The sequence below is a fragment of the Mycobacterium paraseoulense genome (assembly GCF_010731655.1).
Taxonomy (GTDB): Bacteria; Actinomycetota; Actinomycetes; order Mycobacteriales; family Mycobacteriaceae; genus Mycobacterium; species Mycobacterium paraseoulense.
In genome coordinates, this window is sequence record NZ_AP022619.1 from 2,546,575 (window position 1) to 2,571,902 (window position 25,328).

Here is a 25,328-nt window from a genome sequence, read left to right on the forward strand (position 1 = left end):
GCCTAGCCGCGACGCTCAGAACAGCCGGTATTCGTCGTTGTCCATCCCCCGCATCTTGTCGTAATCCAGTGTCAGGCAGCGGATCCCACGGTCGGTGGCCAGCGTGCGGGCTTGCGGCTTGATCTGCTGGGCCGCGAACACCCCCTTTACCGGCGCCAGCACGCTGTCGCGATTGAGCAACTCGAGGTAACGGGTGAGCTGCTCGACGCCGTCGATCTCGCCCCGCCGCTTGATCTCCACCGCGACGGAACCGCCCTGTTCGTCACGGCAGAGCAGGTCGACGGGCCCGATCGCGGTCATGTATTCGCGACGAACCAGCGTGTAGCCCGCACCGAGCAGGTGCACATGCTCGGCGAGCAACGCCTGCAGGTGGGCTTCGACGCCGTCCTTGACCAATCCGGGGTCGACGCCGAGGTCGTGGCTGGAGTCGTGCTCGACCGCCTCGACGGTGATGCGCAGCTGTTCGCCGGTTTTGTTCTGCACGACCCACACGGGCGCCTGATCGCCGGGCTCCTCGGTGAGCCAGCAGGGCGGACTCATCCAATTCAGCGGCTTGTAGGCGCGGTCGTCGGCGTGCACGCTGACCGAGCCGTCGGCCTTGAACAGCAGCAACCTGCGCGCCGACGGAAGATGCGCGGTGAGCCGGCCGACGTAGTCCACAGTGCATTGGGCGATCACTAGACGCACCCGACTCACCTTAGAGCGTGGCCGACAAATTAGGCTGACGCCACCATGTCGGCCACCCAGAGCTTGGCAAAACGCATCGGCCGGGTGCTCGAGACGGTCACCCGTCAGAGCGGCCGGTTACCGGAGACCCCGGCGTACGGCTCCCTGCTGCTGGGACGGGTCTCCGAGAGCCAGGGACGTCGCCGCATCCGCATCCAGGTCATCCTGACCGTGCTCGTCTTGGGCGCCAACCTGATCGGCATCGCGGTCGCGCTGCTCCTGGTGACCGTCGCCATCCCGCAGCCCAGCGTGTTCGACGCTCCGTTATGGATCACCTTCGCGGCATCACCGGCCTATATCGCGCTGGCGCTGGCGGTGGGCACCTTCTGGATCACCCGCAGGACGGTCGTATCGCTGCGCTGGGCGATCGAGGAGCGGGCGCCGAGCGAAGAAGATGAGCGCAACACCTTCCTGGCCCCATGGCGGATCGCGCGCTTCGACCTCATCTTGTGGGGTGTCGGGGCGGTGGTGTTGACGACGCTCTACGGCCTGGTCAACACGCTGTTCATTCCGCGCTTCCTCATCGCGGTGGGCATCTGCGGCATCCTGGTGGCCACCGGCAGTTATCTGCTCGCCGAGTTCGCGTTGCGCCCGGCGGCTGCCCAGGCACTCGAAGCGGGGCCACCGCCGCGGCGATTCGCCTCGGGCATGATGGGCCGGACCATGGTGGTCTGGTTCCTCGGCTCGGGCCTGCCCGTTCTCGGTATCGGCTTTCTGGCGGGGTTTCAGGCCCTGATGCGAAACCTGACCGAAACCCAGTTCGCGGTCGGCGTGCTGATCGTCTCGGTCGCCACGGTGATCTTCGGTTGCCTCCTGATGTGGATCCTGGCCTGGCTCACCGCAACTCCGGTGCGCGTGGTCCGAGCGGCGCTCAGACGCGTCGAGCGCGGCGACCTGCGTGGCGACCTCGTCGTGTTCGACGGCACCGAACTCGGTGAGCTGCAACGCGGTTTCAACAGAATGGTCGACGGGCTGCGCGAGCGCGAACGCGTGCGCGACCTGTTCGGCCGGCACGTCGGACGCGAAGTCGCCCTGGCCGCCGAGCGCGAGCGCCCCAAGCTGGGCGGCGAAGAACGCCATGTGGCAGTCGTATTCATCGACATCGTCGCCTCTACCCAACTGGTTACCAGCCGGCCCCCGGCCGAGGTCGTCTCGGTGCTCAATCAATTTTTCGGCATCGTCGTCGAGGAAGTGGACCGACACTGCGGACTGGTCAACAAGTTCGAGGGCGACGCGACGCTGGCGATCTTCGGAGCCCCCAATCATCTGGAGCGCCCGGAAGACGAGGCGCTGGCCACCGCGCGCGCCATCGCCGAGCGGCTCGGCGACGAAATGCCGGAGTGCCAGGCCGGCATTGGCGTAGCGGCGGGCCAAGTGGTCGCCGGCAACGTCGGCGCCAGGGAGCGCTTCGAATACACCGTGATCGGCGGACCGGTCAACGAGGCAGCCCGCCTGTGCGAGCTCGCCAAGTCGCATCCGGACCGACTGCTTGCCACGGCCGAAGCGCTGGAGGGTGCGAGCGAGAACGAACGCGCCCATTGGTCTTTGGGCGAGACCGTGACACTTCGCGGACACGAGCGCCCCACTCGGCTCGCTGCGCCCGCCGACCCGCAGGCCTGACGCGATTGAATTCGGACCCGAGTGGGTAAGGGCACTAAGGACATCGCCCCCTCGAAGAGATTGGTGTTGACATGACCGCTAGTGCAACTGCCCGCCGTGTTTCCGTGGCCGCGGGCATCGCCGCGGCGATTGCCTTGAGTTCGCTGACCGCGGGTTGTGGATCAAACAACAACAACAAGAACCCGACGACGTCGACCGTAACCACCACCGTGACGACGCCGGCCAGCCTCACCACCACCGCCCCGGCGGCAACAACCCCCGCCGGACCGGGCGGTGGCGGCCCCGAAACCGGACCGGGTGGCGCCACCACCGCGGGACCGGGCGGTTCCGGCGCCGGTGCCGGGCCCGGCGGGGCGAGTGCGGGTGTGCCGGGCGCCGGGGCGTCCGCCGGACCCGGGGGCGCGGGTGCCTGCGCCGGCGGCGTGTGCGTCGGAACCCCTCCCAGCCCGTAGTCGTTCAGCTAGGGCGCCGGTCCCACCGGCGTCCTAGCGCTGACGGCGGATAGCGTCCGCAACGACGCCGCGTGCGGGGCGCCGCAGCGCGCCGCTCCCGAGTCTCGCCACTACTACGATGTCGCTTTTCCGCCAGTTTTGTCGGGCGGCTGGTGTAAGGCTTGAGGCGTGCACGACGACTTCGAACGCTGTTACCGCGCCGTCCAGTCCAAGGACGCCCGGTTCGACGGCTGGTTCGTCACGGCGGTGCTGACCACCCGCATCTATTGCCGGCCCAGCTGTCCGGTGCGGCCGCCGTTCGCTCGCAACGTGCGGTTCTATCCGACCGCGGCCGCCGCTCAGCGGGCGGGATTCCGGGCCTGCAAGCGTTGCCGTCCCGACGCGTCCCCCGGTTCGCCGGAGTGGAATATGCGCGGTGACGTCGTTGCGCGGACGATGCGGTTGATCGCCGACGGCACGGTGGATCGCGAAGGCGTCGGCGGGCTGGCGGCCCACCTCGGTTACACCACCCGCCAGTTGGAGCGGCTGCTGCAAGCCGAGGTCGGGGCCGGCCCGCTCGCGCTGGCACGGGCCCAGCGGGCACAGACCGCCCGGCTGCTCATCGAGACCACGGACCTGCCGTTCGGGGACGTCGCGTTCGCGTCGGGGTTTTCCAGCATCCGCCAGTTCAACGACACCGTGCGCTTGGTCTTCGAGAACTCGCCGACGGAGCTGCGGCGGCGCGCGGCCGGCCGGCCCGGGTCGAACTCCGCTTCGCCGGGGGCGGTGTGCCTGCGATTGCCGGTCCGGACCCCGTTCGCGTATGAGGGCGTCTTCGGCCATCTGGCCGCCGGCACCGTGCCCGGCTGCGAGGAGATCCGCGACGGTGCGTATCGGCGGAGCCTGCGTCTTCCATTCGGCAGCGCCGTCGTCACCCTCACGCCGGCCGTCGATCACGTCCGCAGCGTGCTGGTCCTCGACGACTTCCGCGATCTGACGACGGCGATCGCCCGCTGCCGGCGGCTGCTGGATCTCGACGCCGATCCCGAAGCGGTGGACGACGCGCTGTCCGGCGACCCACACCTGCGTCCGGTTGTGGGAAAGGCTCCCGGACAACGCATTCCGCGCACCGTCGACGAGACCGAGCTGGCCGTTCGCGCGGTCCTGGGCCAACAAGTATCGACCAAGGCGGCGCGCACCCACGCCGGCAGGCTGGCCGCGGCCTACGGCCAGCCGGTCACCGACCCCGACGGCGGGTTGACGCATACTTTCCCGTCGGTGGAGCAGCTCGCCGAGATCGACCCCATCCACTTGGCGGTCCCGAAGGCCCGGCGACGCACCCTGAGCGCGTTGGTGGCCGGGCTCGCCGAGGGCAGCATCGTCCTGGACAGCGGGAGCGACTGGGAAGCCGCCCGCAGACAATTGCTGGACGTGCCCGGGATCGGCCCGTGGACCGCAGAGGTGATTGCGATGCGCGGGCTCGGCGACCCGGATGCCTTCCCCGCCACCGACCTCGGCCTTCGCCTGGCTGCGAAACGGCTGGGCTTACCCACTGACGAACGAGCGCTCGTCGCCCGTGGCGCCCGCTGGCGCCCCTGGCGCTCCTATGCCACCCAATACCTATGGACCACCCTCGAGCATCCGGTAAACCAATGGCCACCACAGGAGGTCGCATGATCGAGTACCGCACCATCGACAGCCCGATCGGGCCGCTGACCCTCGCCGGCCAGGATTCGGTTCTGACCATGCTTCGGATGGTCGATCAAACCTACGAACCGAGCCGCACCGGCTGGGCACCGAATCCCGTGGCATTCCAGGACGCGACGGAGCAACTCGACGCCTACTTCGCCGGTGAACTGACCGAGTTTGATTTCGAATTCGAATTGCGTGGGTCCGAATTTCAGCGGCGGGTATGGAAGGCGCTGCAGACAATTCCCTACGGCGAAACCAGATCGTACGGAACAATCGCCGCCCAGATCGGCGCTCCCGGTTCCGCACGGGCGGTGGGATTGGCGAACGGCCACAACCCCATCGCGATTGTCGTCCCCTGCCACCGCGTCATCGGCGCCAACGGCAGCCTCACCGGCTACGGAGGCGGCCTGGACCGAAAGCAAACCCTGCTGGCGCTGGAGAGGAAACACGCATCGACGAATGCCGCTTTGACATTATTCGACTAGAAATCGCTCGCATCGTGAATGCAAAAACACCCCCGTTGCCGGGGGTGTTTTTGTGTATGTTCGGCGGTGTCCTACTTTTCCACCCGGATGGGCAGTATCATCGGCGCTGACAGGCTTAGCTTCCGGGTTCGGAATGGGACCGGGCGTTTCCCTGTCGCTGTGGCCGCCGTAACTCTATTTAAATTTGGTTTCGGTGGGGGGGTGTGATGTCCAAGTTTCCTACGACGAATTGTCGCGGAAATGGAAAGTGGTTGCGATTGTGTGTTGGTAAGTTTTCGGCCGGTTAGTGCCAGTTCCCTGCACTCATTGCTGAGCTTCCAGGTCTGGCCTATCGATCCCGTGGTCTGCGGGGGGCCTTATCCCTCTAAAAGGGTGAGAAACCTGATCTTGGAGAAGGTTTCCCGCTTAGATGCTTTCAGCGGTTATCCTGTCCGAACGTGGCTATCCAGCGGTGCCCCTGGTGGGACAACTGGTATACCAGAGGTTCGTCCGTCCCGGTCCTCTCGTACTAGGGACAGGTTTCCTCAAGTTTCTGACGCGCGCGGCGGATAGAGACCGAACTGTCTCACGACGTTCTAAACCCAGCTCGCGTGCCGCTTTAATGGGCGAACAGCCCAACCCTTGGGACCTGCTCCAGCCCCAGGATGCGACGAGCCGACATCGAGGTGCCAAACCATCCCGTCGATATGGACTCTTGGGGAAGATCAGCCTGTTATCCCCGGGGTACCTTTTATCCGTTGAGCGACACCCCTTCCACTCGGGGGTGCCGGATCACTAGTCCCGACTTTCGTCCCTGCTTGACTTGTAAGTCTCGCAGTCAAGCTCCCTTGTGCACTTACACTCAACACCTGATTGCCGTCCAGGTTGAGGGAACCTTTGGGCGCCTCCGTTACATTTTAGGAGGCAACCGCCCCAGTTAAACTACCCGCCAGGCACTGTCCGTGAACCCGATAAGGGTTCGACGTTAGGTGTCCAATACGATCAGAGTGGTATTTCAACAACGACTCCGCCCCAACTGGCGTTGGGGTTTCACAGTCTCCCACCTATCCTACACAAACCGTACCGAACACCAATACCAAGTTGTAGTGAAGGTCCCGGGGTCTTTTCGTCCTGCCGCGCGTAACGAGCATCTTTACTCGTAGTGCAATTTCGCCGAGTCTATGGTTGAGACAGTTGGGAAGTCGTTACGCCATTCGTGCAGGTCGGAACTTACCCGACAAGGAATTTCGCTACCTTAGGATGGTTATAGTTACCACCGCCGTTTACTGGGGCTTAAATTCTCCGCTTCACCTTGCGGTTAACGGGTCCTCTTAACCTTCCAGCACCGGGCAGGCGTCAGTCCGTATACATCGTCTTGCGACTTCGCACGGACCTGTGTTTTTAGTAAACAGTCGCTACCCACTGGTTTCTGCGGCCGAATCCCGCTCCCACCGCAAGGGTGTTCACGGTATTCCGGCCCCCCTTCTCCCGAAGTTACGGGGGCATTTTGCCGAGTTCCTTAACCATAGTTATCTCGTACGCCTTGGTATGCTCTACCTGACCACCTGTGTCGGTTTGGGGTACGGGCCGTGTGTGTGCTCGCTAGAGGCTTTTCTTGGCAGCAGAGGATCACCGAATTCGCCTCAATCGGCTATGCATCACCTCTCAGGATTAATGAGCGACGGATTTGCCTATCGCTCTCCCTACGGGCTTGCCCCAGTATTACCACTGACTGGTACGGCTACCTTCCTGCGTCACCCCATTGCTTGACTACTACCAGCGAAGGTCCCACGCAGCCCCGAAACTCCATGCCCCCGAAGGGGAATGGTCGATCCGGTTTTGGGTGGTTAGTACCGCTGATTCGTCAGGGACGCCCACACACGGGTACGGGAATATCAACCCGTTGTCCATCGACTACGCCTGTCGGCCTCGCCTTAGGTCCCGACTCACCCTGGGCGGACTGGCCTGGCCCAGGAACCCTTGGTCTTACGGCGGGCAAGGTTCTCACTTGCCTTATCGCTACTCATGCCTGCATTCTCACTCCCCCAAACTCCACCACACGGTTACCCGGTAGCTTCGCTGCATGGGGGACGCTCCCCTACCCAACCTTACGGTTGCCGCGGCTTCGGCGGTGTGCTTGAGCCCCGCTACATTATCGGCGCACAATCACTTGACCAGTGAGCTATTACGCACTCTTTCAAGGGTGGCTGCTTCTAAGCCAACCTCCTGGTTGTCTTTGCGACTGCACATCCTTTTCCACTTAGCACACGCTTAGGGGCCTTAGCCGGCGATCTGGGCTGTTTCCCTCTCGACGTACGGAGCTTATCCCCCGCCGTCTCACTGCCACGCTATACACCACGGCATTCGGAGTTTGGCTGACGTCAGTAACCTAGTAGGGCCCATCGGCCATCCAGTAGCTCTACCTCCGTGGTGAAACACGTAACGCTGCACCTAAATGCATTTCGGGGAGAACCAGCTATCACGGAGTTTGATTGGCCTTTCACCCCTACCCACAGCTCATCCCCTCAGTCTTCAACCTAAGTGGGTTCGGGCCTCCACGCGGTCTTACCCGCGCTTCACCCTGGCCATGGGTAGATCACTCCGCTTCGGGTCCAGAACACGCCACTACACCCCAAAGGGGATGCGCCCTATTCAGACTCGCTTTCGCTGCGGCTACCCCGCACGGGTTAACCTCGCGACGTGTCCCTGACTCGCAGGCTCATTCTTCAAAAGGCACGCCATCACCCCACGAGGAGGCTCTGACGGATTGTAGGCACACGGTTTCAGGTACTCTTTCACTCCCCTCCCGGGGTACTTTTCACCATTCCCTCACGGTACTAATCCGCTATCGGTCATCGAGAAGTATTTAGGCTTACCGGGTGGTCCCGGCAGATTCACAGCAGATTCCACGGGCCCGCTGCTACTCGGGTGTTGATACAAGGTAGGTACCGGGTTTTCGCGTACCGGGCTTTCACCGTCTACGGCGGGCCGTCCCAGGCCACTTCCGCTAACCACGACACTTTCTGACTACCCCTCAGCCAGGTAGAGCTGAGACATATCAATCCCACAACCCCGCACACACAACCCCTACCCGGTTATCCATGCATGCGGTTTAGCCTGTTCCGCGTTCGCTCGCCACTACTAACGGAATCACAATTGTTTTCTTCTCCTACGGGTACTGAGATGTTTCACTTCCCCGCGTTACCTCCCGCACCCTATATATTCAGATGCGGGTAACACGACATCACTCGTGCTGGGTTTCCCCATTCGGAAATCCTCGGATCAATGCTCGGTTGACAGCTCCCCGAGGCATATCGCAGCCTCCCACGTCCTTCATCGGCTCTCGATGCCAAGGCATCCACCATGCGCCCTTAAACACTTACTTACACACAAAAACCAAAGAAGAAATTACACATTTCAACGAACACGCGACCGTTGCCGGCAACGCATTCGTTTAGATGCTCGCAACCACTATCCAATTCTCAAACACCACACCCCACCACCAAGATGGAGGGACACCACACGGACTGGCCGAGTGTTGTCTCAGGGCCCAATAGTGTGTCTGGCAATCATTTGCTGTTGCGCACCCGGCTCTCGCCCACTACAGGCGGGAACCCCTCACGGCTCGCACCCCACCAATTGGGGTGCTTTCGTGGTGCTCCTTAGAAAGGAGGTGATCCAGCCGCACCTTCCGGTACGGCTACCTTGTTACGACTTCGTCCCAATCGCCGATCCCACCTTCGACAGCTCCCTCCCAAGGGTTAGGCCACTGGCTTCGGGTGTTACCGACTTTCATGACGTGACGGGCGGTGTGTACAAGGCCCGGGAACGTATTCACCGCAGCGTTGCTGATCTGCGATTACTAGCGACTCCGACTTCACGGGGTCGAGTTGCAGACCCCGATCCGAACTGAGACCGGCTTTAAAAGGATTCGCTTAACCTTGCGGCATCGCAGCCCTTTGTACCGGCCATTGTAGCATGTGTGAAGCCCTGGACATAAGGGGCATGATGACTTGACGTCATCCCCACCTTCCTCCGAGTTGACCCCGGCAGTCTCTCACGAGTCCCCGGCATTACCCGCTGGCAACATGAGACAAGGGTTGCGCTCGTTGCGGGACTTAACCCAACATCTCACGACACGAGCTGACGACAGCCATGCACCACCTGCACACAGGCCACAAGGGAACGCCTATCTCTAGACGCGTCCTGTGCATGTCAAACCCAGGTAAGGTTCTTCGCGTTGCATCGAATTAATCCACATGCTCCGCCGCTTGTGCGGGCCCCCGTCAATTCCTTTGAGTTTTAGCCTTGCGGCCGTACTCCCCAGGCGGGGTACTTAATGCGTTAGCTACGGCACGGATCCCAAGGAAGGAAACCCACACCTAGTACCCACCGTTTACGGCGTGGACTACCAGGGTATCTAATCCTGTTCGCTCCCCACGCTTTCGCTCCTCAGCGTCAGTTACTGCCCAGAGACCCGCCTTCGCCACCGGTGTTCCTCCTGATATCTGCGCATTCCACCGCTACACCAGGAATTCCAGTCTCCCCTGCAGTACTCTAGTCTGCCCGTATCGCCCGCACGCTCACAGTTAAGCCGTGAGATTTCACGAACAACGCGACAAACCACCTACGAGCTCTTTACGCCCAGTAATTCCGGACAACGCTCGCACCCTACGTATTACCGCGGCTGCTGGCACGTAGTTGGCCGGTGCTTCTTCTCCACCTACCGTCAATCCGAGAAACCCGGACCTTCGTCGATGGTGAAAGAGGTTTACAACCCGAAGGCCGTCATCCCCCACGCGGCGTCGCTGCATCAGGCTTGCGCCCATTGTGCAATATTCCCCACTGCTGCCTCCCGTAGGAGTCTGGGCCGTATCTCAGTCCCAGTGTGGCCGGACACCCTCTCAGGCCGGCTACCCGTCGTCGCCTTGGTAGGCCATCACCCCACCAACAAGCTGATAGGCCGCGGGCCCATCCCACACCGCAAAAGCTTTCCACCACAAGGCATGCGCCAAGTGGTCCTATTCGGTATTAGACCCAGTTTCCCAGGCTTATCCCGAAGTGCAGGGCAGATTGCCCACGTGTTACTCACCCGTTCGCCACTCGAGTACCCCCGAAGGGGCCTTTCCGTTCGACTTGCATGTGTTAAGCACGCCGCCAGCGTTCGTCCTGAGCCAGGATCAAACTCTCCAAACAAAATCTCCTCGCAAAACGAGGTGAATTTCAAATCAGAGAAAATCTGACCTAACAAAAAGACACCAAATAACTGGCATCAAAGATTGCCATACCCACACACGGGGAGTGCGAGGTATGGCCAAAAAAACAACAACAAAATAAAAAGACCAAACACACTATTGAGTTCTCAAACAACACTTGTTTCGCCCGTTTTGGGGCAACCCTGCCAGCTTAATACAAGTCCGGCAGTGGAGTCAACTCCCAGTTTTGGTCTTCGAGAGACCGTTTCGGGAGCAGCCGTGCCAGGCTAGTACCAATCCAGCGAGGGAGTCAAGCGCCCGGGGTGTCGACCGCCTGGTGTGGCGACCGGCCCTGCGGGACACTGACTTTGGCTACTCTACCCGCTCGATCTCCGCTCCCAAAATCGCCAGGTTCTCGACGAACAACGGGTAGCCGCGATCGATGTGGAAGACGTCGTGTACCTCGGTGTCACCGTCGGCCACCAGCCCCGCCAGCACCAGGCCGGCACCGGCCCGAATGTCCGAACACCACACCGGGGCGCTCGACAATTGCGGCAGGCCCCGCACGACGGCATGGTGGCCGTCGGTGCGCGCGTCGGCGCCCAACCGGATCATCTCTTCGACGAAACGGAAGCGCGCCTCGAAGACGTTTTCCGTGATCATCGAGGTGCCGTCGGCGATCGACGCCAGGGCGATGGCCATCGGTTGCAAATCCGTGGGAAACCCGGGGAACGGCAGGGTCGCCACGTTGACGGCCTTGGGTCGCTCGTACTGGGTGATCCGAAAGCTGTTGTCCGTTTGGGTGACGGTCGCGCCGGCGTCGTGCAGTTTGTGCAGCACCACCTGGAGGTGGGCCGGGTCGACGCCCGTCACCGAGATGTCGCCTCGGGTCATCGCTGCGGCGATGCCCCAGGTGGCGGCGACGATGCGGTCCCCGATCACCCGGTGTTCGGTCGGGTACAGCCGCGGGACACCGGTGATGGTCATGGTCGGCGAACCGGCACCTTCGACCTGCGCGCCCATCTGGTTCAGCATGGTGCACAGGTCCACGACGTCGGGTTCGCGCGCCGCATTGTGGATCGTGGTGACACCCTCGGCCAGGACCGCGGCCATCAGGATGTTCTCGGTGGCTCCCACCGATGGAAATTCCAGCTGGATCTCCGCACCGCGCAACGTATCGGCGTGGGCGACCACGCAGCCGTGCTCGATGTTGCACTGCGCGCCCAGCTGCCGCAGCCCCGCCTGATGCATGTCCAGCGGGCGGGAACCGATCGCGTCGCCACCCGGGAGCGCGACCCTGGCGCGCTTGCAGCGGCCGACCAGCGGTCCCAGCACGCAGACCGACGCCCGGAACTGCCGCACCGCCGCGAAGTCCGCGTCGTACTTGGGCTCATCGGGAGAGGTGATGCGGGCGACATCGCCGTCGAGTTCGACGGTGGCGCCCAGGCCGCGCAACACCTCCGCCATCAACGGCACATCAAGGATGTCGGGGCAATTGGTGATGGTGCTGGTGCCTTCGGCCAGCAGCGTGGCGGCCATCAGCTTGAGCACGCTGTTCTTTGCGCCCCCTACTGCGACTTCGCCGGACAACCGGTTTCCGCCGGTCACCACGAATCGCTCAGCCACCCGCGTCAGTCTAGTGAAGCGGTATGGGCTTGTCAGTCAGGCCGCTTGACGACGATGCGCTCCGCGGGGCGGAGTGAAGCGGGAGCGGAGTGAGGAGGGGGCACCCCCAGCCCCGAAGCGGCGAGGGGGCGAGTCAAGCAGTCAGCCGAGGCACGGCCCTTTCCCGAGCCGCAGTACCGTCGTGCTCATGGCGATACACCTGACCCGCATCTACACGCGAACCGGTGACGACGGCACGACGGGGTTGAGTGACTTCTCGCGAGTCTCCAAAAACGACCCACGCCTGGTTGCCTACGCGGATTGCGACGAGGCCAACTCGGCGATCGGCGTCGCAATCGCCCTAGGTCAACCGGACGAGGAAATCGCCGGAGTGCTGCGACAGATCCAGAACGACCTGTTCGACGCCGGCGCGGACCTATCGACCCCGGTGGTGGAGAACCCCGAGTACCCGCCACTGCGGGTCACCCAGCCCTATGTCGACCGGCTCGAGGGCTGGTGTGACAAATATAACGAGAACCTGCCGGCGCTGAATTCCTTTGTGCTGCCTGGCGGTTCGGCCCTGTCGGCGCTGTTGCACGTGGCCCGCACCGTCGTCCGCCGCGCGGAACGCTCGGCGTGGGCGGCGGTGGAGGCCGCGCCGCAGCAGATCAACGTCCTTCCGGCGAAGTACTTGAACCGCCTTTCGGATCTGCTCTTCATCCTGGCGCGGGCGGCGAATCCCGACGGCGACGTGCTCTGGAAGCCCGGCGGCGGCGCGCCGAACGCGAGTTAACCCGCGGCGCCGGGACTAGACGCTGCGACGACGAGCGCGGGGTGACGGGCGGGACTCCAGCCACGACAGGAAGGCGGTCAAAGCTCCCTTGTCGAGCGCGATCTCGTAACCGGTCCGGCGATCCTGCGTCGTATCACGCAACTCCAGCACGACGATCTCGTCGGTCATGATGTCGAACTCGTCGCCGCGCGGTGCTCGGCGGGCGACGATCTCGACTCCCCTGCGGCTGAGTCGGCGGTCCGGCCACAAACGCAAGCTGGAGAGCCGGTAGAAGGCGGCCTCACCGCCGCGGTAACGGATCACGCCGTGGCGCCAGCCGTGACCTCCGACCGCGGGAATGTCGCGCATGATTCCCGCGGTGCCGCCCTGCCGCAGCTTCCACAACCGGTAACTGAGCGCGACCACCGCGCCCGCCAGGACGACGACGAGCACGACCATTCCGATCATGGGCGCGCTCATCGGCGGTTAGTCGATCGCGCCGACGGCGCGCAATCTGCCGCGCCCCCGCGCCGCGATGCGGGGGTCGTCGGACTCCGAGTCCTCCCTGGCGGCGCTTTCGTCGATCTCGGACTCGAACGCGGCGGACTCGGCCAGGACGGTCACCGTCTCTTCGGTGACCGACAGGAAGCCGCCTTCGATGGCGACCCGCAAATCGTCTTCGCCTTCGCGTTCGACGCGCACCATGGCGTCGTCGACCAACTGGGCCACGACCGGAATGTGCCGGGGCAGGATGCCGATCTCGCCGACGGTGGTGCGGGTGAACAAAAACGTTGCCTCACCCGACCAGATCTTCCGGTCGACGGCGACTATCTCGACGTTCAATTCGGCCATGCCACAGAGCCTTTCAGAGCCTTTTCGCTCACGCCTCAGGAATCCAGTTTGGCGCCGAAGCTTTCGGCTTTCTTGGCCAGGTCGTCGAGGCCACCGATCAAGAAGAACGCCTGCTCCGGGATGTGGTCGAAGTCGCCCTTGGTCAGGCGGTCGAACGCCTCGATGGTCTCCTTCAACGGCACCGTCGAACCCGGCTGGCCGGTGAACTGTTCGGCCGCCATCATGTTCTGCGAGAGGAACCGCTCGATGCGTCGTGCGCGTTGGACCAGCTGCTTGTCCTCTTCGGACAACTCGTCGATACCGAGGATCGCGATGATGTCTTGGAGGTCCTTGTAGCGCTGCAGGATCCGGATGACTTCCTGCGCCACCCGGTAGTGCTCGTCACCGACCACGCTCGGGTCGAGGATGGTCGAGCTCGAGGCCAGCGGGTCCACCGCGGGGAAGATGCCCTTGGAGAACACCGATCGCGACAGCTCGGTGGTGGCGTCCAGGTGTGCGAACGTGGTCGCCGGCGCCGGGTCGGTGTAGTCGTCGGCGGGCACGTAGACCGCCTGCATCGAGGTGATCGAGCGGCCCCGCGTCGAGGTGATGCGCTCCTGCAGCTCACCCATCTCGTCGGCCAGCGTGGGCTGGTATCCCACCGCGGAGGGCATCCGGCCGAGCAGCGTGGACACCTCGGACCCGGCCTGGGTGAATCGGAAGATGTTGTCGATGAACAGCAGCACGTCCTGGCCGGCTTCGTCGCGGAACCACTCTGCCATCGTCAGCGCCGACAGGGCCACCCGCATACGGGTGCCGGGCGGCTCGTCCATCTGACCGAACACCAGCGCGGTGTCCTTGAGCACGTCGGCCTCTTTGAGCTCTACCCAGAGGTCGTTGCCCTCACGGGTGCGCTCCCCCACTCCAGCGAAAACCGAGGTACCGCCGAAGTTTCGGGCGATACGGTTGATCATCTCCTGGATCAGCACCGTCTTGCCCACGCCGGCACCACCGAACAGCGCGATCTTGCCACCACGCACATACGGGGTGAGCAGGTCGACGACCTTCAGCCCGGTTTCGAGCATCTCGGTGCGCGGCTCGAGCTCCTCGAAGGGCGGCGGCTTGCGGTGAATCGACCAGTGCTCGAAGTCCTCGCCGTATCCCGGCTTGTCCAGGCAGTCGCCCAGCGCGTTGAAGACGTGCCCCTTGACCTCTTGGCCAACCGGAACCGAGATCGGCTTGCCGCTGTCGGTCACCTCGACACCACGGACCAGGCCGTCGGTGGGCTGCAACGAAATGGTGCGAACCAGGTTGTCCCCGAGGTGCTGTGCGACCTCCAGGGTGAGGGTCTTCTTGAGCTCCTCGAACGTGATCTCGGCGTTGAGCGCGTTGAACAGTTCGGGCACCGATCCACGCGGGAACTCGACGTCGACCACCGGGCCGGTGATCCGTACGACACGGCCGCTGGTCTCGGAGTCGGTGGACTTTTCGGTCTTTTCTGTCGTTCCAGTAGTAGCAGCCATATTTTTCTCTTCCTCGTGTGCTACATAGCGTCGGCGAGTGCGTTTGCACCACCGACGATTTCGCTGATCTCTTGGGTGATCTGGGCCTGCCGCTCGCGGTTCGCCATCAGCGTGAGCTCTTTGATCAGGTCGTCCGCGTTGTCGGTGGCCGACTTCATCGCTCGTTGACGCGACGCGAGCTCCGATGCCGCCGATTCGAGTAGCGCGGCGTAGACGCGGGTGGTTACGTACCGCGGCAGAAGCGACTCGAAAAGCGTTGTCGCGTCTGGCTCGAACGAATACAGGGTGCGTACCTCCGGTTGGTCCTCGACGTACTCGACCACCATGGGCGCGATCCGGTGAGCCGCAGCCGCCTGCGACATCATCGACTTGAACTCCGAGTAGACGATGTGCAGTTCGTCGACACCCTGGTCTTCCTGCGAGTCGTCGTCTGCACCCTGCATGAAGGCATCGACCAGGGTCGAAGCGATCTCCGCGGCGTTCTCGTACTGAGGTTGCTCGGAGAAGCCCGTCCATGATTCGGTGATGTCCCAGTTGCGGAACTTGAAGTAGTTCAGCGCCTTCCGGCCCACCGTGTACACGACCGGCGTCTTACCTTCCTCCCGCAGCAGGGAGAACAGCTCCTCGGAGCGACGGAAGATGCTGGAGTTGTAGGCGCCGCACAGCCCACGGTCGGACGACACCACCAGGACGCCGGCGCGCTTGGGTTCGTCGCGCTCGACCAACAGGGGGTGGTCCAGGGCGGCTTCGGAAGACAGGGTCGTCAACATCGCCGTGATCTGAAACGCGTAGGGCCTGGCGGATTCCAGCCGGGCCTGTGCCTTTCCGATGCGCGATGTCGCGATCATCTCCTGGGCCTTGGTGATCTTCTTGATCGAGCCCGCCGAACGGATCCGGCCGCGTAATTCGCGAAGTGTGGCAGCCATTGGTTGCTACTTCTTCTCTTTCTTTGCCTTCTTCTCCGGCGCCGGCTTCTTCACCTTCACCGACTCCTTCTCGAGGTCTTCTTCGTCCAGGGGCTCGACGTGTTCGTCGGGCACCACCGATCCACCGCCCGTGGCCGCGAAGCCCTTCTTGAAGTTGTTGATGATCTCGGTCAGCTGGTTCTCGGCCTCTTCGGGAAGCTTGCCGCTGTCACGGATACCGGCCAGGAACTTCTCCTCCGACGCCCGCATGTGGTCCAGCAACTCGGTTTCGAAACGCCGGACGTCCTCGACGGGCACGGAGTCCAGGTGGCCTCCGGTGCCCAGGAAGATCGAAACCACCTGCTCCTCAACCGGCATGGGCTGATACTGCGGTTGCTTGAGCAGTTCGACGAGCCGCTCACCGCGCTCCAGCTGCGCCTTGGAGGTCGCGTCCAGGTCGGATGCAAACGCCGCGAACGATTCCAGTTCGCGGTATTGCGACAGGTCCAGACGCAGCGAGCCGGCCACCTCTTTCATGGCCTTGATCTGCGCCGCACCGCCCACGCGGGACACCGACACACCGACGTTGATGGCCGGCCGCACACCCTGGTTGAACAGGTCGGACTCCAGGAAGCACTGACCGTCGGTGATCGAGATGACGTTGGTCGGGATGTAGGCCGAGATGTCGTTGGCCTTGGTCTCGATGATCGGCAGGCCGGTCAGTGAGCCACCCCCGAGCTCGTCGGAGAGCTTCGCGCAGCGCTCCAACAGGCGCGAGTGCAGGTAGAACACGTCACCGGGGTAGGCCTCGCGGCCCGGCGGCCGACGCAGCAGCAGCGAGATCGCCCGGTATGCCTCGGCCTGCTTGCTCAGGTCGTCGAAGACGATCAGCACGTGCTTACCGTCGTACATCCAGTGCTGGGCGATCGCCGAACCCGTGTACGGCGCAAGCCATTTGAATCCGGCCGAGTCGGACGCCGGGGCCGCGACGATGGTGGTGTAGTCCATCGCGCCACCCTCTTCGAGCGCTCGCCGGACCGACGCGATCGTGGTGCCCTTCTGACCGATGGCCACGTACACGCAGCGGACCTGCTTGCGCTCGTCGCCGCTCTCCCAGTTCCCCCGCTGGTTGAGGATGGTGTCGACGCACACCGCGGTCTTGCCGGTCTTGCGGTCGCCGATGATCAGCTGCCGCTGGCCGCGGCCGATCGGCGTCATCGCGTCGATGGCCTTGATGCCGGTCTGCAGCGGCTCGCTGACGCTCTGCCGCTGCACCACCGACGGCGCCTGGATCTCCAGCGCGCGGCGGATATCGGTGTCGATGTCGCCCCGACCGTCGATGGGCTGGCCGAGCGGATTGACAACCCGGCCCAGGAATGCGTCGCCGACGGGGACGGACAAGACCTCCCCGGTGCGCTTGACCTGTTGACCCTGTTCGATTTTCTCGAAGTCACCCAGGATCACCGCGCCGATGCTGTGCTCGTCGAGGTTCAGGGCGACGCCGAGAACTCCGCCCGGAAACTCGAGCAGCTCCTGCGTCATGACGGAGGGCAAGCCTTCGACGTGCGCGATGCCGTCACCGGCATCGACGACCGTACCGACCTCTTCGCGTGAGGTGTCGGAGGTGAAAGAGCCTACATACTCCTCGATGGCGCTTTGGATGTCATCAGCGGAGATTGTCAACTCGGCCATGGCGTTTCGTCTTCCTACTTGATCGCGGTTCGCGTGTGCTTGTGATGATGGTTGGTGTCAGTCGGGCAAATGCGCCTGGGCCGCGGCAAGGCGAGAAGCGAGTGTCCCGTCAATCACTTCGTCGGCCACGGAGATGAGCAGCCCGCCCAGCTGTTCGTCGGAGACCTGCAGCTGCACCGTCACCGGGTGGCCGTAGATACGGCCGAGTACGTCGGTGAGGCGAGACCGCTGGGCATCGCTGAGGTCGGCCGCAGCACTGACTTGTGCGACGATCTCGCCGCGACGTGCCACGGCGACCTCCGCCAAGAACTGGACGGCCTCCTCGGCCGACTCACCTCTGAGCAGTTGGACGGTCTGGGTCAGCAGCGCGACCGCGATCGGATCGACTCTGTCGTTCGCGCTGTCAAGCACCTTGCGCAGCAGGCTGATCCGGCCTTCTACCGGTACGCCGTAGTCGCCCAACAAGATGGCGAGCCGTGGCTGGGCCTGAAGGATGCGGGAGAACCGGAACAACTGGTCCTCCACGTCGTCGATCTTGTTCTCACGTTCGGCGACTTCGAGCAGCGCCTGGCGCGAGATGTGCTCGATGGCGGCGGCCAGATCGGAGTTGGCCGACCAACGCTCCGAGACGGCTAGCCGCAAGACTTCGAGCGTGACGTCGGCGACCTTGCCGGAGACCAGACGCTCGATCAACTGGATCCGGGGCGCCGCATCGTCGGCGGGCACGGTCAGATACCGGGTGACGACGATCTCGCGGTCCAGCATTTCGGCCACCGAAACGAGCTCGGCTGACAGATTGGAAAGAGCTTTATTGTCAAGGTCTTTCGCTATGTCACTGAACCGCTCCAACAGCCCGGCCACCGCCGCGCGACTGGCGGAGCGCATCTTCGCCAGAAGCGGATATTGGACCTCCGCGGGCGCGGGGGCCATCGCTTCGAGGTCGTCCAGGAACCGGTCGACGGTAGCCGATTGCTGCGCCGGATCGGCGACGAAGTTGCGCACCAATTCGCCCGCCTGCCGCACCGCTTCGTGGCCGAGCTCCAGGCGGAGCTGGCGGCTCAGCTGCGTGCGCAGCAGGTCGACCTGCCGGCCGCCCTGTGCGGTGATGCGTTCGGCCTCGGACTGAGACTGGGCCCGGAACTGTTCGGCGATCCGGCCCGCGTCCGTCTGGGCCTCGTCGACGAGCCGTTCCGCCTCGGTCTTGGCGGATTCCACGGCTTGGCTGTGGGCGGTGGTGGACTCGCTCAGCCGATCGGCCGCCGCCGCAGCGTCTTTCAGCTGCTGGCGCACGGCGTCTTGGCGAGCGGCCATCAGACGACGCACCGGCGGCACGACGTAGCGCACGACCAAGAAAACGATGGCCGCGAAACCGATCAACTGCCCGATGAAAGTCGACATACGCGATTACCGTCCAGACTTCCCGGTGGCGGCGGTGGCCGGGGCCACGTCGACACCGAGGATCCGGCTGGCCAGCGTCGCCGACATGGCCGCCACGTTGGCGCGCAGATCCAGCTCCACGGCGTCTCTCTCCCGCTTCAGTTGCTCGGAGGCCATTTGCAACGTCGACATCACCTGTTGCTCGGCACGGGCGCGCGCGTCTTCGATCAGCTTACGGCCCTCGGCGCGGGCATTGTCGCGCAACGACGACGCCTGAACCCGCGCTTCCGTCAGGGCTTCTTCGTAGTCGGCCTTCGCGGCGTCGAACTGTTCGCCTGCCTTCTTGTTGTCGGCGACCGTCTTGGCGACCATGGCGTCACGCTCACGCAGCACCCGCATGACGGGCGGCACGACGAACGTGCCGATGACGGCCAGCACGATCAGGAAGATCGCCAGCACGAAGAAGAAAGTGCCGTTCGGAACGAGGAAGTTGTTGCCTCCCTCGGCTACCACCTGGCTGGATGCCAGAACGCTCAGGCTCGCGTCACCCATCACAGCGCGTTAGGTGCCGACGGGGGTGGCGAAGACGAACAGCGCCATGAACGCCAGGTTGATGAAGTAGGCCGCCTCGACCAGACCGACGGTGATGAAGAACGGCGTGAACAGCCGGCCTTGCGCCTCGGGCTGGCGGGCGATGCCGGAGACCAGCGCGTTACCTGCGATACCGTCACCGATACCGGCGCCGATCGCGCCGCCGCCCATGATGAGTCCACCGCCGATGAGTGCAGCGGCAGCGACTTGGGGGTCCAGAGCCATTCTTATCCTCCTTGATAGCTGGTAGCGGTCTACCAGGCCTCTGTAATGATGCGTGGGACAAAACAATTCATGGCGGTCTCAGTCATGATGTTCCTCGATCTCCATGGCTTGGCTGAAGTAGAGGATGGTCAAGATCGAGAAGATGAACGCCTGGATCGCCCCGACGAACAGGTCGAAGGCCTTCCAGATGGCGTTGGGTGCCCACATGATGTACGGCGGGAAGAGCGCGATCAGCGCGACCAGGATGCCGCCGGCGAAGATGTTGCCGAAAAGTCGGAGCGACAACGAGATCGGCTTGGCGAGTTCTTCGACGAGGTTGATCGGCGCCAGGAACGCCACGTGACCTTTGAGCACGGCGAGCGGGTGGCCGACGATGCCGCGGCGCCAAATGCCGGCCACGTGGTAGCAGACGAACACGAAGAGGGCCAGCGCCAGGACGTAGTTGATGTCGGCGGCCGCCGACTTCAGTAGCTCGGTGGTGTGCCCGGACTTGTCGGTGTATTGCAGCGGAAGCACCGACAGCCAGTTGGAGATCAGGATGAACACGAAAATGGTAACGGCCAACGGCAACACGAACGGCGCAATCCGCATGCCGACCGCGCTCTCGATCTGATCGCGCATCTGGACGGTGATGGCCTCCCAGAACAACTGAACGCCGCTGGGGACGCCGGTCGACGTGATTTTCGCCCGCAGGAAGAAAGCCAGTGCGAGCACGATCACCGCGGCGATCCCGGTCGACAGGATGGTGTCGGTGTTCACCGTCAGCCCCAGCCATTTGGCCTGGTGGTGTTCTCCAACCTCGATCGCGGCGGCCAGGAACGTCGTCTCAGTCATCGCTGCTGCTTCTTCCTTCCATTCCATCCGACCCCGCGACCACGCCGCCGCCGGCGCGCAGCTTCTTCCACACCGGAAGCGCCGTCGACGCCACCAACAAGACCTGGAAGAGCGCCAATCCGAACACGACACCCAGGCCGGCGGGACGGAAGATGTAGGCGACGATCAGCCCGATGACGGTGATGATGGCCAGCCGGGTGGCCGAGTTCAGGGCCATCGTGCTTTTCAGTGGATGGTCTTTCGCGGTGATCGACGCGACCGAACGACGCACCAAAAGGGCGTTGAGCAAACCCAGTAGCAACCCGACGCCGAAGAACACCCCGACCATCGGATGACCGGTCAAGCCGGCGATGACGATTGCCACCGCGGTAATCGCGATGCTGAGGACGAACAGGCGGACCGGGCGGAACGCAACAGAGGGAAACACCAACGGCGCGTCCTGCGCTGGTGTCGTCACTGCAGCACCTCAATCCCAAGTTGGTGGAGCGGGAGTCCCCCGACCGACTGATCGGTGGCCCGCCGAGCGTATCGCACGTCACAGTGGAATCGCCCAAGGGGTATCTTCCGACGCGAGTCCTCCGCCGACCCATTCGGATCTGCGTCCGATGGACCGGCAATTTGTGCGGCTTTTTGGGGCTCTACCTGCACCGTACCACATGGCGAAGCACCACTACTACTTGCTGTCGTAGTCCTCGTCCACGTAGTCGTCGCGCCGGCGCATGAGCGGGATCGCCGTCGCGATCCCGGCGACCACGATGGCCCCCAGCATCACCGCCGCGGTGTGACGAGGGTTGAAGAAGATCGTGCTGGCCGCACCGAACGCGACAATGCCCACCCAGAGATAGATCAGCAACACCACCCGGCGGTGGGAATGACCGATCTGCAGCAACCGGTGGTGCAGATGCATCTTGTCGGGACTGAAGGCGCTGCGGCCCGCGCGGGTGCGGCGCACGATCGCCAGCAGCAAATCGAGCATCGGCACGAACATGACCGCCACCACCAGCAGGAACGGCGACAGCAGGGCGAACACGTCCCGCGCACCGTAGGCGTTTTGCGAGACCGGCCCCGCGGCGGTGGTAGAGGCGGCGGCGAGCATGAGGCCGATCAGCATCGAGCCGGAATCGCCCATGAAGATCTTGGCGCGGTGGAAGTTGTGCGGCAGGAAGCCCAGACACGCCCCCGCGAGCACCACGGAGATCACGGCGGGCGGATAGAAGAGGACATCGCCGCCGTGATCGCGCAGCAGCCCGACCGAGAACATGCAGATCGCCAGCGCGGTGATCAACCCGAGCCCGGCCGCCAGTCCGTCGAGCCCGTCGACGAAGTTCATCGCGTTGACGATGGACACCGTCAGCGCCAGCGTGAGCAGGATCGACGAGGCCTGGTCCAGCACGATGGTGCCGACACCGCCGATCGGGATGTAGAGGACGCTCCACGCCACGCCCATGGTGACCAGCACGCTGGCCGCGGTGATCTGGCCCGCGAACTTCGTCAGGGCGTCGAGCCCCCAACGATCGTCGATGAGGCCGATGCCCATGATGACCGCGCCGGCCACCAGCACCGCCGGCATGCCCGTCGAGTAGACGAATCCCCGGGTGAGCGCGGGCAGTTGGGAGGCCAGGAATACCGCCGAGACGACGCCGAGGAACATCGCCAACCCGCCCATGCGCGGCGTCGGGGTCACGTGTACGTCGCGTTCCCGCGGATAGGCGACCGCGCCCAGTCGGGTGGCGAGCACCCGCACGGGACCGGTCGCAAAGTAGGTGATGATCGCCGCGGTCAGTCCCACGAGCGCAAGCTCGCGCAGCGGGACACCGGCGCCACGGTCAGACAGCGCGAGCAAACCGCTGGCAAGGTTGGCTAGTCCGCCGGCCGGGTCGCTGGACACGTCGAGACCGTACTGCACCAACCTGGCAACGGGGGAACCGCTCCGGTTAGGCCTGGGCGGTTAGGCTTTCGGGGTCCACGCCGAGCACTTCGGCGATCCGTTCGGCACTCACCGGGCCGGGCCGCAGGATGCGGGGGGCCGGGCCGGTCAGGTCGACGATCGTGGAGGCGGCCTGCTGCTCGGCCGTCCCCGCGTCGAGATAGACGTCGACGAGATCACCGAGTTGATTTCGGGCCTCGTTGGCATCCACCGCGGGCGGACGGCCGGAGACGTTCGCGCTGGACACCGCCATGGGCCCCACTTCACGCAACAGCTCGATCGCGACCGGGTGCAGCGGCATCCGCAGCATCACGGTGCCGCGAGCGTCGCCGAGGTCCCATTGCAGCGACGGTGCCTGCGTCACCACCAGGCTCAGCGCGCCCGGCCAGAAGGCGCGGATCAGGTCGCGGGCCCCGCCCGGCATCGTGTAGACCAGGCCCTCGATGGTGTGCCAGGAGCCGACCAGCACGCCGACCGGCATGTCCCGGCCCCGCCCCTTCGCCGACAGCAGCGCGGCCACCGCGGCGCTGTTGAAGGCGTCGGCGCCGATGCCGTAGACGGTGTCGGTCGGCATGACGACCAGTCGGCCGCCCTTGAGGGCCCCGGCCGCAGAGGCGATTCCACGCGACCGCTGGCCGGGATCGGCGCAGTCGAAGACTTCAGCCATCCGCGCCGCTCCTGCGCGCGGTGACGAATCTCGGCCGGCCGGCGAGGTCGCGGCGGCCCTGGACGTCTTCGAAAAGCCCGTTCTTGCAGACCAATTCGACGGTTTCACGCGAGGTGGTGTCGTCGTGTTCGACAGCGAAGATGCCGCCCGGGCGAAGCCAGCGTCCGGCCAGCCGGACGATGGGGGCGATCACCGCCATCCCGTCCGGCCCGCCGAACACGGCGTGGTGTGGATCGTGTTGAACGACTTCGGGTTCCACAACGGCAGCATCGGGCACATAGGGCGGGTTGGCCACCACCACGTCGACAGCCCCGTCCAGCTCGGGCAGCAGCGTGGCCTCGGTGACGTCGGCGTGGACGAACTCGACGCCGGTGCCCGCAGCGTTGCGGCGCGCATACCCCAGGGCCACATCGGAGTCATCGATGCCGATGATTCGCGCGGCCGGGTGCTTGTGGGCCAGCGCCACCGCCAATGCGCCCGAACCGGTGCACAGGTCGACGACGACGGGCCGGGCAGGGAGGCGCTGTTCGGTGACCCACGCAAAAAGGGCTTCGGTCTCCGGGCGCGGTATGAAGACGCCGGGGCCGACGTGCAGCGTCAGCGGTCCGAAGGCCGCCGTGCCGGTGAGGTGCTGCAGCGGCACCCGTCGGGACCGCGCGGCCACGACGTCGCCGTAACGACCCGGGAAGTCGGCGCCGATCGACCGCAGCAAGCCCAGCCGACCCCGCTCGGTGCCGGCCACATGCGCGGCCAACTCCTCGGCATCCCAACGCGCGGAGTCGATCCCCGCTTCGGCGAGCGTCGCCGCAGCGGAGTCGATCGCGCGCCTCAAGGCACTCATGCCTGTTGCAGCCGTGCCTGTTTGTCGGCGGCGCCCAACGCGTCGAACATCGAGTCGAGGTCGCCGTCGAGTACCTGATCGAGATTGTGTGCCTTGAAACCGATCCGGTGATCGGTGATCCGGTTCTCCGGGAAGTTGTAGGTGCGGATCCGCTCGCTGCGGTCCACGGTCCGGATCTGGCTGGCGCGGTCGGCCGACGCGTCGGCCAGTGCCTGTTCTTCGGCCAGCGCTTGCAGGCGCGCGGCCAGCACCTGTAACGCGCGCGCCTTGTTCTGCAGCTGCGAGCGTTCGTTCTGGCAGGTGACCACGATGCCGGTGGGCAGATGCGTGATCCGCACCGCGGAGTCGGTGGTGTTGACCCCCTGCCCGCCCTTGCCGGACGAGCGGTACACGTCGATGCGCAGGTCCGACTCGTCGATCTGCACCTCGCCCACTTCCTCGGGCTCGGGGTAGACCAGGACGCCGGCCGCCGAAGTGTGCACGCGGCCTTGGGACTCCGTCACCGGCACGCGCTGCACCCGGTGCACGCCGCCCTCGAACTTCATCCGGGACCACACCCCGTCGGGCGAGTCGCCCTTGCTGGCGATGGACAGCGTCGCGTCCTTATAGCCGCCGAGGTCCGACGTGGTTTCGTCGAGGACGGTCACCGTCCAGCCGTGCCGCTCGGCATAGCGGATGTACATCCTGGCCAGGTCGGCCGCGAACAACGCCGATTCCTCGCCGCCCTCACCCGATTTGACTTCCAGGACGATGTCGTCGGGGTCGTGCGGGTCGCGTGGGGCGAGCATGTCGGTCAGTTGGGTGTCCAATTCGGCGACCCTTGCCTGAAGTTCGGTGACCTCTTCGGCGAACGACTCGTCGTCGGCGGCCAGCTCACGCGCGGTCTCCAAGTCGCCCCGCGCCGACTCCAACTTGCGGTAGGTGGCGACGATCGGGGCCAGCCGGGCGAACCGCCGGCCGGCCTTGCGCGCCTCGGCGGGATTGGTGTGCAAGTCGGGGTCCGCCAGCCGTCGCTCGAGCTCGGCGTGTTCGGCCAGCAGCACATCAATCGTCTGGACCGGCTGCGTCACGTGTTCACCTCCTGTCCCGTTCAGCCCCGCGCTCTCGTTGCCGCAAACGCAAACCGACGCCCGGCCTGTGCTTACTCGCACAGTTCGGGCGTCGGCAACGCAGCTATTTGTCGGTGTTGTCCGTCGCGGCACCTTTGCGCTTGCCGTAACGCTTCTCGAAGCGGGCCACCCGGCCGCCGCTGTCGAGAATCTTCTGCTTGCCGGTGTAGAACGGGTGGCACTGCGAGCACACCTCGACGACGATGTTGCCGCCCGGCTTGGTGCTGCGGGTCTGGAAGGTGTTCCCACACCCGCAATGCACGGTGGTCTCCCCGTAGGCGGGGTGAATGTCAGTTTTCAT

General features: G+C 64.4%; 22 protein-coding genes and 3 rRNA genes. 5 read left to right on the forward strand and 20 right to left on the reverse strand.

Translation table 11 applies throughout. The features are described 5' to 3' along the window. Nucleotides 1–15 precede the first annotated feature (15 nt). A complete protein-coding gene (gene nucS / locus G6N51_RS11675) occupies nucleotides 16–687 on the reverse strand; it encodes an endonuclease NucS (protein ID WP_083170204.1) in 672 nt (223 codons plus the stop codon). Nucleotides 688–732: 45 nt separating this feature from the next. On the opposite strand from nucS, the gene G6N51_RS11680 reads away from it, so the two are divergent. The 4 genes from G6N51_RS11680 to G6N51_RS11695 all read left to right on the forward strand — a co-directional run bounded on the left by G6N51_RS11680 (nucleotide 733) and on the right by G6N51_RS11695 (nucleotide 4,954). Then, a complete protein-coding gene (locus G6N51_RS11680; protein ID WP_083170202.1) occupies nucleotides 733–2,346 on the forward strand; it encodes an adenylate/guanylate cyclase domain-containing protein in 1,614 nt (537 codons plus the stop codon). Nucleotides 2,347–2,417: 71 nt separating this feature from the next. After that, nucleotides 2,418–2,798 (forward strand): hypothetical protein, encoded by a 381-nt coding sequence (locus tag G6N51_RS11685; RefSeq protein WP_083170200.1) that lies wholly within the window; start codon nucleotides 2,418–2,420, stop codon nucleotides 2,796–2,798. Between the two features lie 168 nt (nucleotides 2,799–2,966). Then, complete coding sequence (locus tag G6N51_RS11690; RefSeq protein WP_083170198.1) at nucleotides 2,967–4,454, forward strand: DNA-3-methyladenine glycosylase 2 family protein; 1,488 nt, start codon at nucleotides 2,967–2,969, stop codon at nucleotides 4,452–4,454. Then, entirely contained in the window at nucleotides 4,451–4,954 is a 504-nt protein-coding gene (locus G6N51_RS11695; RefSeq protein ID WP_083170196.1) for a methylated-DNA--[protein]-cysteine S-methyltransferase, read from the forward strand. Before G6N51_RS11690 ends, G6N51_RS11695 begins: the two co-directional genes overlap by 4 nt. Nucleotides 4,955–5,012: 58 nt before the next feature. Here G6N51_RS11695 and rrf read toward each other — a convergent pair. From rrf to murA, 4 genes are all read right to left on the reverse strand, one after another. Continuing rightward, nucleotides 5,013–5,125, reverse strand: a 5S ribosomal RNA gene (gene rrf, locus G6N51_RS11700). A gap of 92 nt (nucleotides 5,126–5,217) precedes the next feature. Beyond that, nucleotides 5,218–8,318 (reverse strand): 23S ribosomal RNA (locus G6N51_RS11705). 281 nt (nucleotides 8,319–8,599) lie between these two features. Next, a 16S ribosomal RNA gene (locus G6N51_RS11710) occupies nucleotides 8,600–10,129 on the reverse strand. Together the 16S, 23S and 5S rRNA genes form the textbook arrangement of a ribosomal RNA operon. A gap of 371 nt (nucleotides 10,130–10,500) precedes the next feature. Then, the gene (gene murA / locus G6N51_RS11715) at nucleotides 10,501–11,754 is read right to left on the reverse strand and encodes a UDP-N-acetylglucosamine 1-carboxyvinyltransferase (RefSeq protein ID WP_047322147.1); all 1,254 of its coding nucleotides are present in this window, start codon (nucleotides 11,752–11,754) and stop codon (nucleotides 10,501–10,503) included. Between the two features lie 187 nt (nucleotides 11,755–11,941). On the opposite strand from murA, the gene G6N51_RS11720 reads away from it, so the two are divergent. After that, nucleotides 11,942–12,526, forward strand: coding sequence for a cob(I)yrinic acid a,c-diamide adenosyltransferase (locus tag G6N51_RS11720; protein WP_083170500.1), 585 nt, complete (start codon nucleotides 11,942–11,944; stop codon nucleotides 12,524–12,526). Between the two features lie 15 nt (nucleotides 12,527–12,541). On the opposite strand, the gene G6N51_RS11725 is transcribed toward G6N51_RS11720, so the two are convergent. The 15 genes from G6N51_RS11725 to rpmE form a co-directional block, all read right to left on the reverse strand. Continuing rightward, nucleotides 12,542–12,985, reverse strand: a complete 444-nt coding sequence (locus G6N51_RS11725; protein ID WP_083170194.1) for a DUF2550 domain-containing protein — start codon at nucleotides 12,983–12,985, stop codon at nucleotides 12,542–12,544. A gap of 6 nt (nucleotides 12,986–12,991) precedes the next feature. Beyond that, nucleotides 12,992–13,357 carry a F0F1 ATP synthase subunit epsilon gene (locus G6N51_RS11730; RefSeq protein ID WP_067747732.1) on the reverse strand — a complete coding sequence of 122 codons (366 nt, stop codon included), beginning with the start codon at nucleotides 13,355–13,357 and terminating at the stop codon, nucleotides 12,992–12,994. A 35-nt stretch (nucleotides 13,358–13,392) separates the two neighbouring features. After that, a complete protein-coding gene (gene atpD, locus G6N51_RS11735) occupies nucleotides 13,393–14,859 on the reverse strand; it encodes a F0F1 ATP synthase subunit beta (RefSeq protein WP_083170192.1) in 1,467 nt (488 codons plus the stop codon). A gap of 20 nt (nucleotides 14,860–14,879) precedes the next feature. Then, nucleotides 14,880–15,785, reverse strand: a complete 906-nt coding sequence (locus G6N51_RS11740; protein ID WP_083170190.1) for a F0F1 ATP synthase subunit gamma — start codon at nucleotides 15,783–15,785, stop codon at nucleotides 14,880–14,882. A gap of 6 nt (nucleotides 15,786–15,791) precedes the next feature. Continuing rightward, nucleotides 15,792–17,456 carry a F0F1 ATP synthase subunit alpha gene (gene atpA / locus G6N51_RS11745; RefSeq protein ID WP_083170188.1) on the reverse strand — a complete coding sequence of 555 codons (1,665 nt, stop codon included), beginning with the start codon at nucleotides 17,454–17,456 and terminating at the stop codon, nucleotides 15,792–15,794. Between the two features lie 57 nt (nucleotides 17,457–17,513). Beyond that, complete coding sequence (locus tag G6N51_RS11750; protein ID WP_083170186.1) at nucleotides 17,514–18,854, reverse strand: F0F1 ATP synthase subunit B/delta; 1,341 nt, start codon at nucleotides 18,852–18,854, stop codon at nucleotides 17,514–17,516. Between the two features lie 6 nt (nucleotides 18,855–18,860). Next, on the reverse strand, nucleotides 18,861–19,385 hold the full coding sequence (locus G6N51_RS11755; protein WP_083170184.1) for a F0F1 ATP synthase subunit B: 525 nt from the start codon (nucleotides 19,383–19,385) through the stop codon (nucleotides 18,861–18,863). Nucleotides 19,386–19,394: 9 nt separating this feature from the next. Beyond that, nucleotides 19,395–19,643, reverse strand: coding sequence for a F0F1 ATP synthase subunit C (locus G6N51_RS11760; RefSeq protein WP_024636915.1), 249 nt, complete (start codon nucleotides 19,641–19,643; stop codon nucleotides 19,395–19,397). Between the two features lie 84 nt (nucleotides 19,644–19,727). Continuing rightward, nucleotides 19,728–20,483 (reverse strand): F0F1 ATP synthase subunit A, encoded by a 756-nt coding sequence (gene atpB, locus G6N51_RS11765; protein ID WP_083170182.1) that lies wholly within the window; start codon nucleotides 20,481–20,483, stop codon nucleotides 19,728–19,730. Then, nucleotides 20,476–20,940, reverse strand: a complete 465-nt coding sequence (locus G6N51_RS11770) for an ATP synthase subunit I (protein ID WP_083170180.1) — start codon at nucleotides 20,938–20,940, stop codon at nucleotides 20,476–20,478. Before G6N51_RS11770 ends, atpB begins: the two co-directional genes overlap by 8 nt. 216 nt (nucleotides 20,941–21,156) lie before the next feature. Further along, nucleotides 21,157–22,389 (reverse strand): glycosyltransferase family 4 protein, encoded by a 1,233-nt coding sequence (locus tag G6N51_RS11775; RefSeq protein WP_142274894.1) that lies wholly within the window; start codon nucleotides 22,387–22,389, stop codon nucleotides 21,157–21,159. Between the two features lie 28 nt (nucleotides 22,390–22,417). Further along, entirely contained in the window at nucleotides 22,418–23,077 is a 660-nt protein-coding gene (locus tag G6N51_RS11780) for an L-threonylcarbamoyladenylate synthase (protein WP_083170178.1), read from the reverse strand. Then, nucleotides 23,070–23,918 carry a peptide chain release factor N(5)-glutamine methyltransferase gene (gene prmC / locus G6N51_RS11785; RefSeq protein ID WP_083170176.1) on the reverse strand — a complete coding sequence of 283 codons (849 nt, stop codon included), beginning with the start codon at nucleotides 23,916–23,918 and terminating at the stop codon, nucleotides 23,070–23,072. The genes G6N51_RS11780 and prmC overlap by 8 nt, the downstream gene beginning before the upstream one ends. Continuing rightward, nucleotides 23,915–24,988 (reverse strand): peptide chain release factor 1, encoded by a 1,074-nt coding sequence (prfA, locus tag G6N51_RS11790; protein WP_083170174.1) that lies wholly within the window; start codon nucleotides 24,986–24,988, stop codon nucleotides 23,915–23,917. The genes prmC and prfA overlap by 4 nt, the downstream gene beginning before the upstream one ends. A gap of 103 nt (nucleotides 24,989–25,091) precedes the next feature. Further along, on the reverse strand, nucleotides 25,092–25,328 hold the full coding sequence (rpmE, locus tag G6N51_RS11795; protein WP_083170496.1) for a 50S ribosomal protein L31: 237 nt from the start codon (nucleotides 25,326–25,328) through the stop codon (nucleotides 25,092–25,094).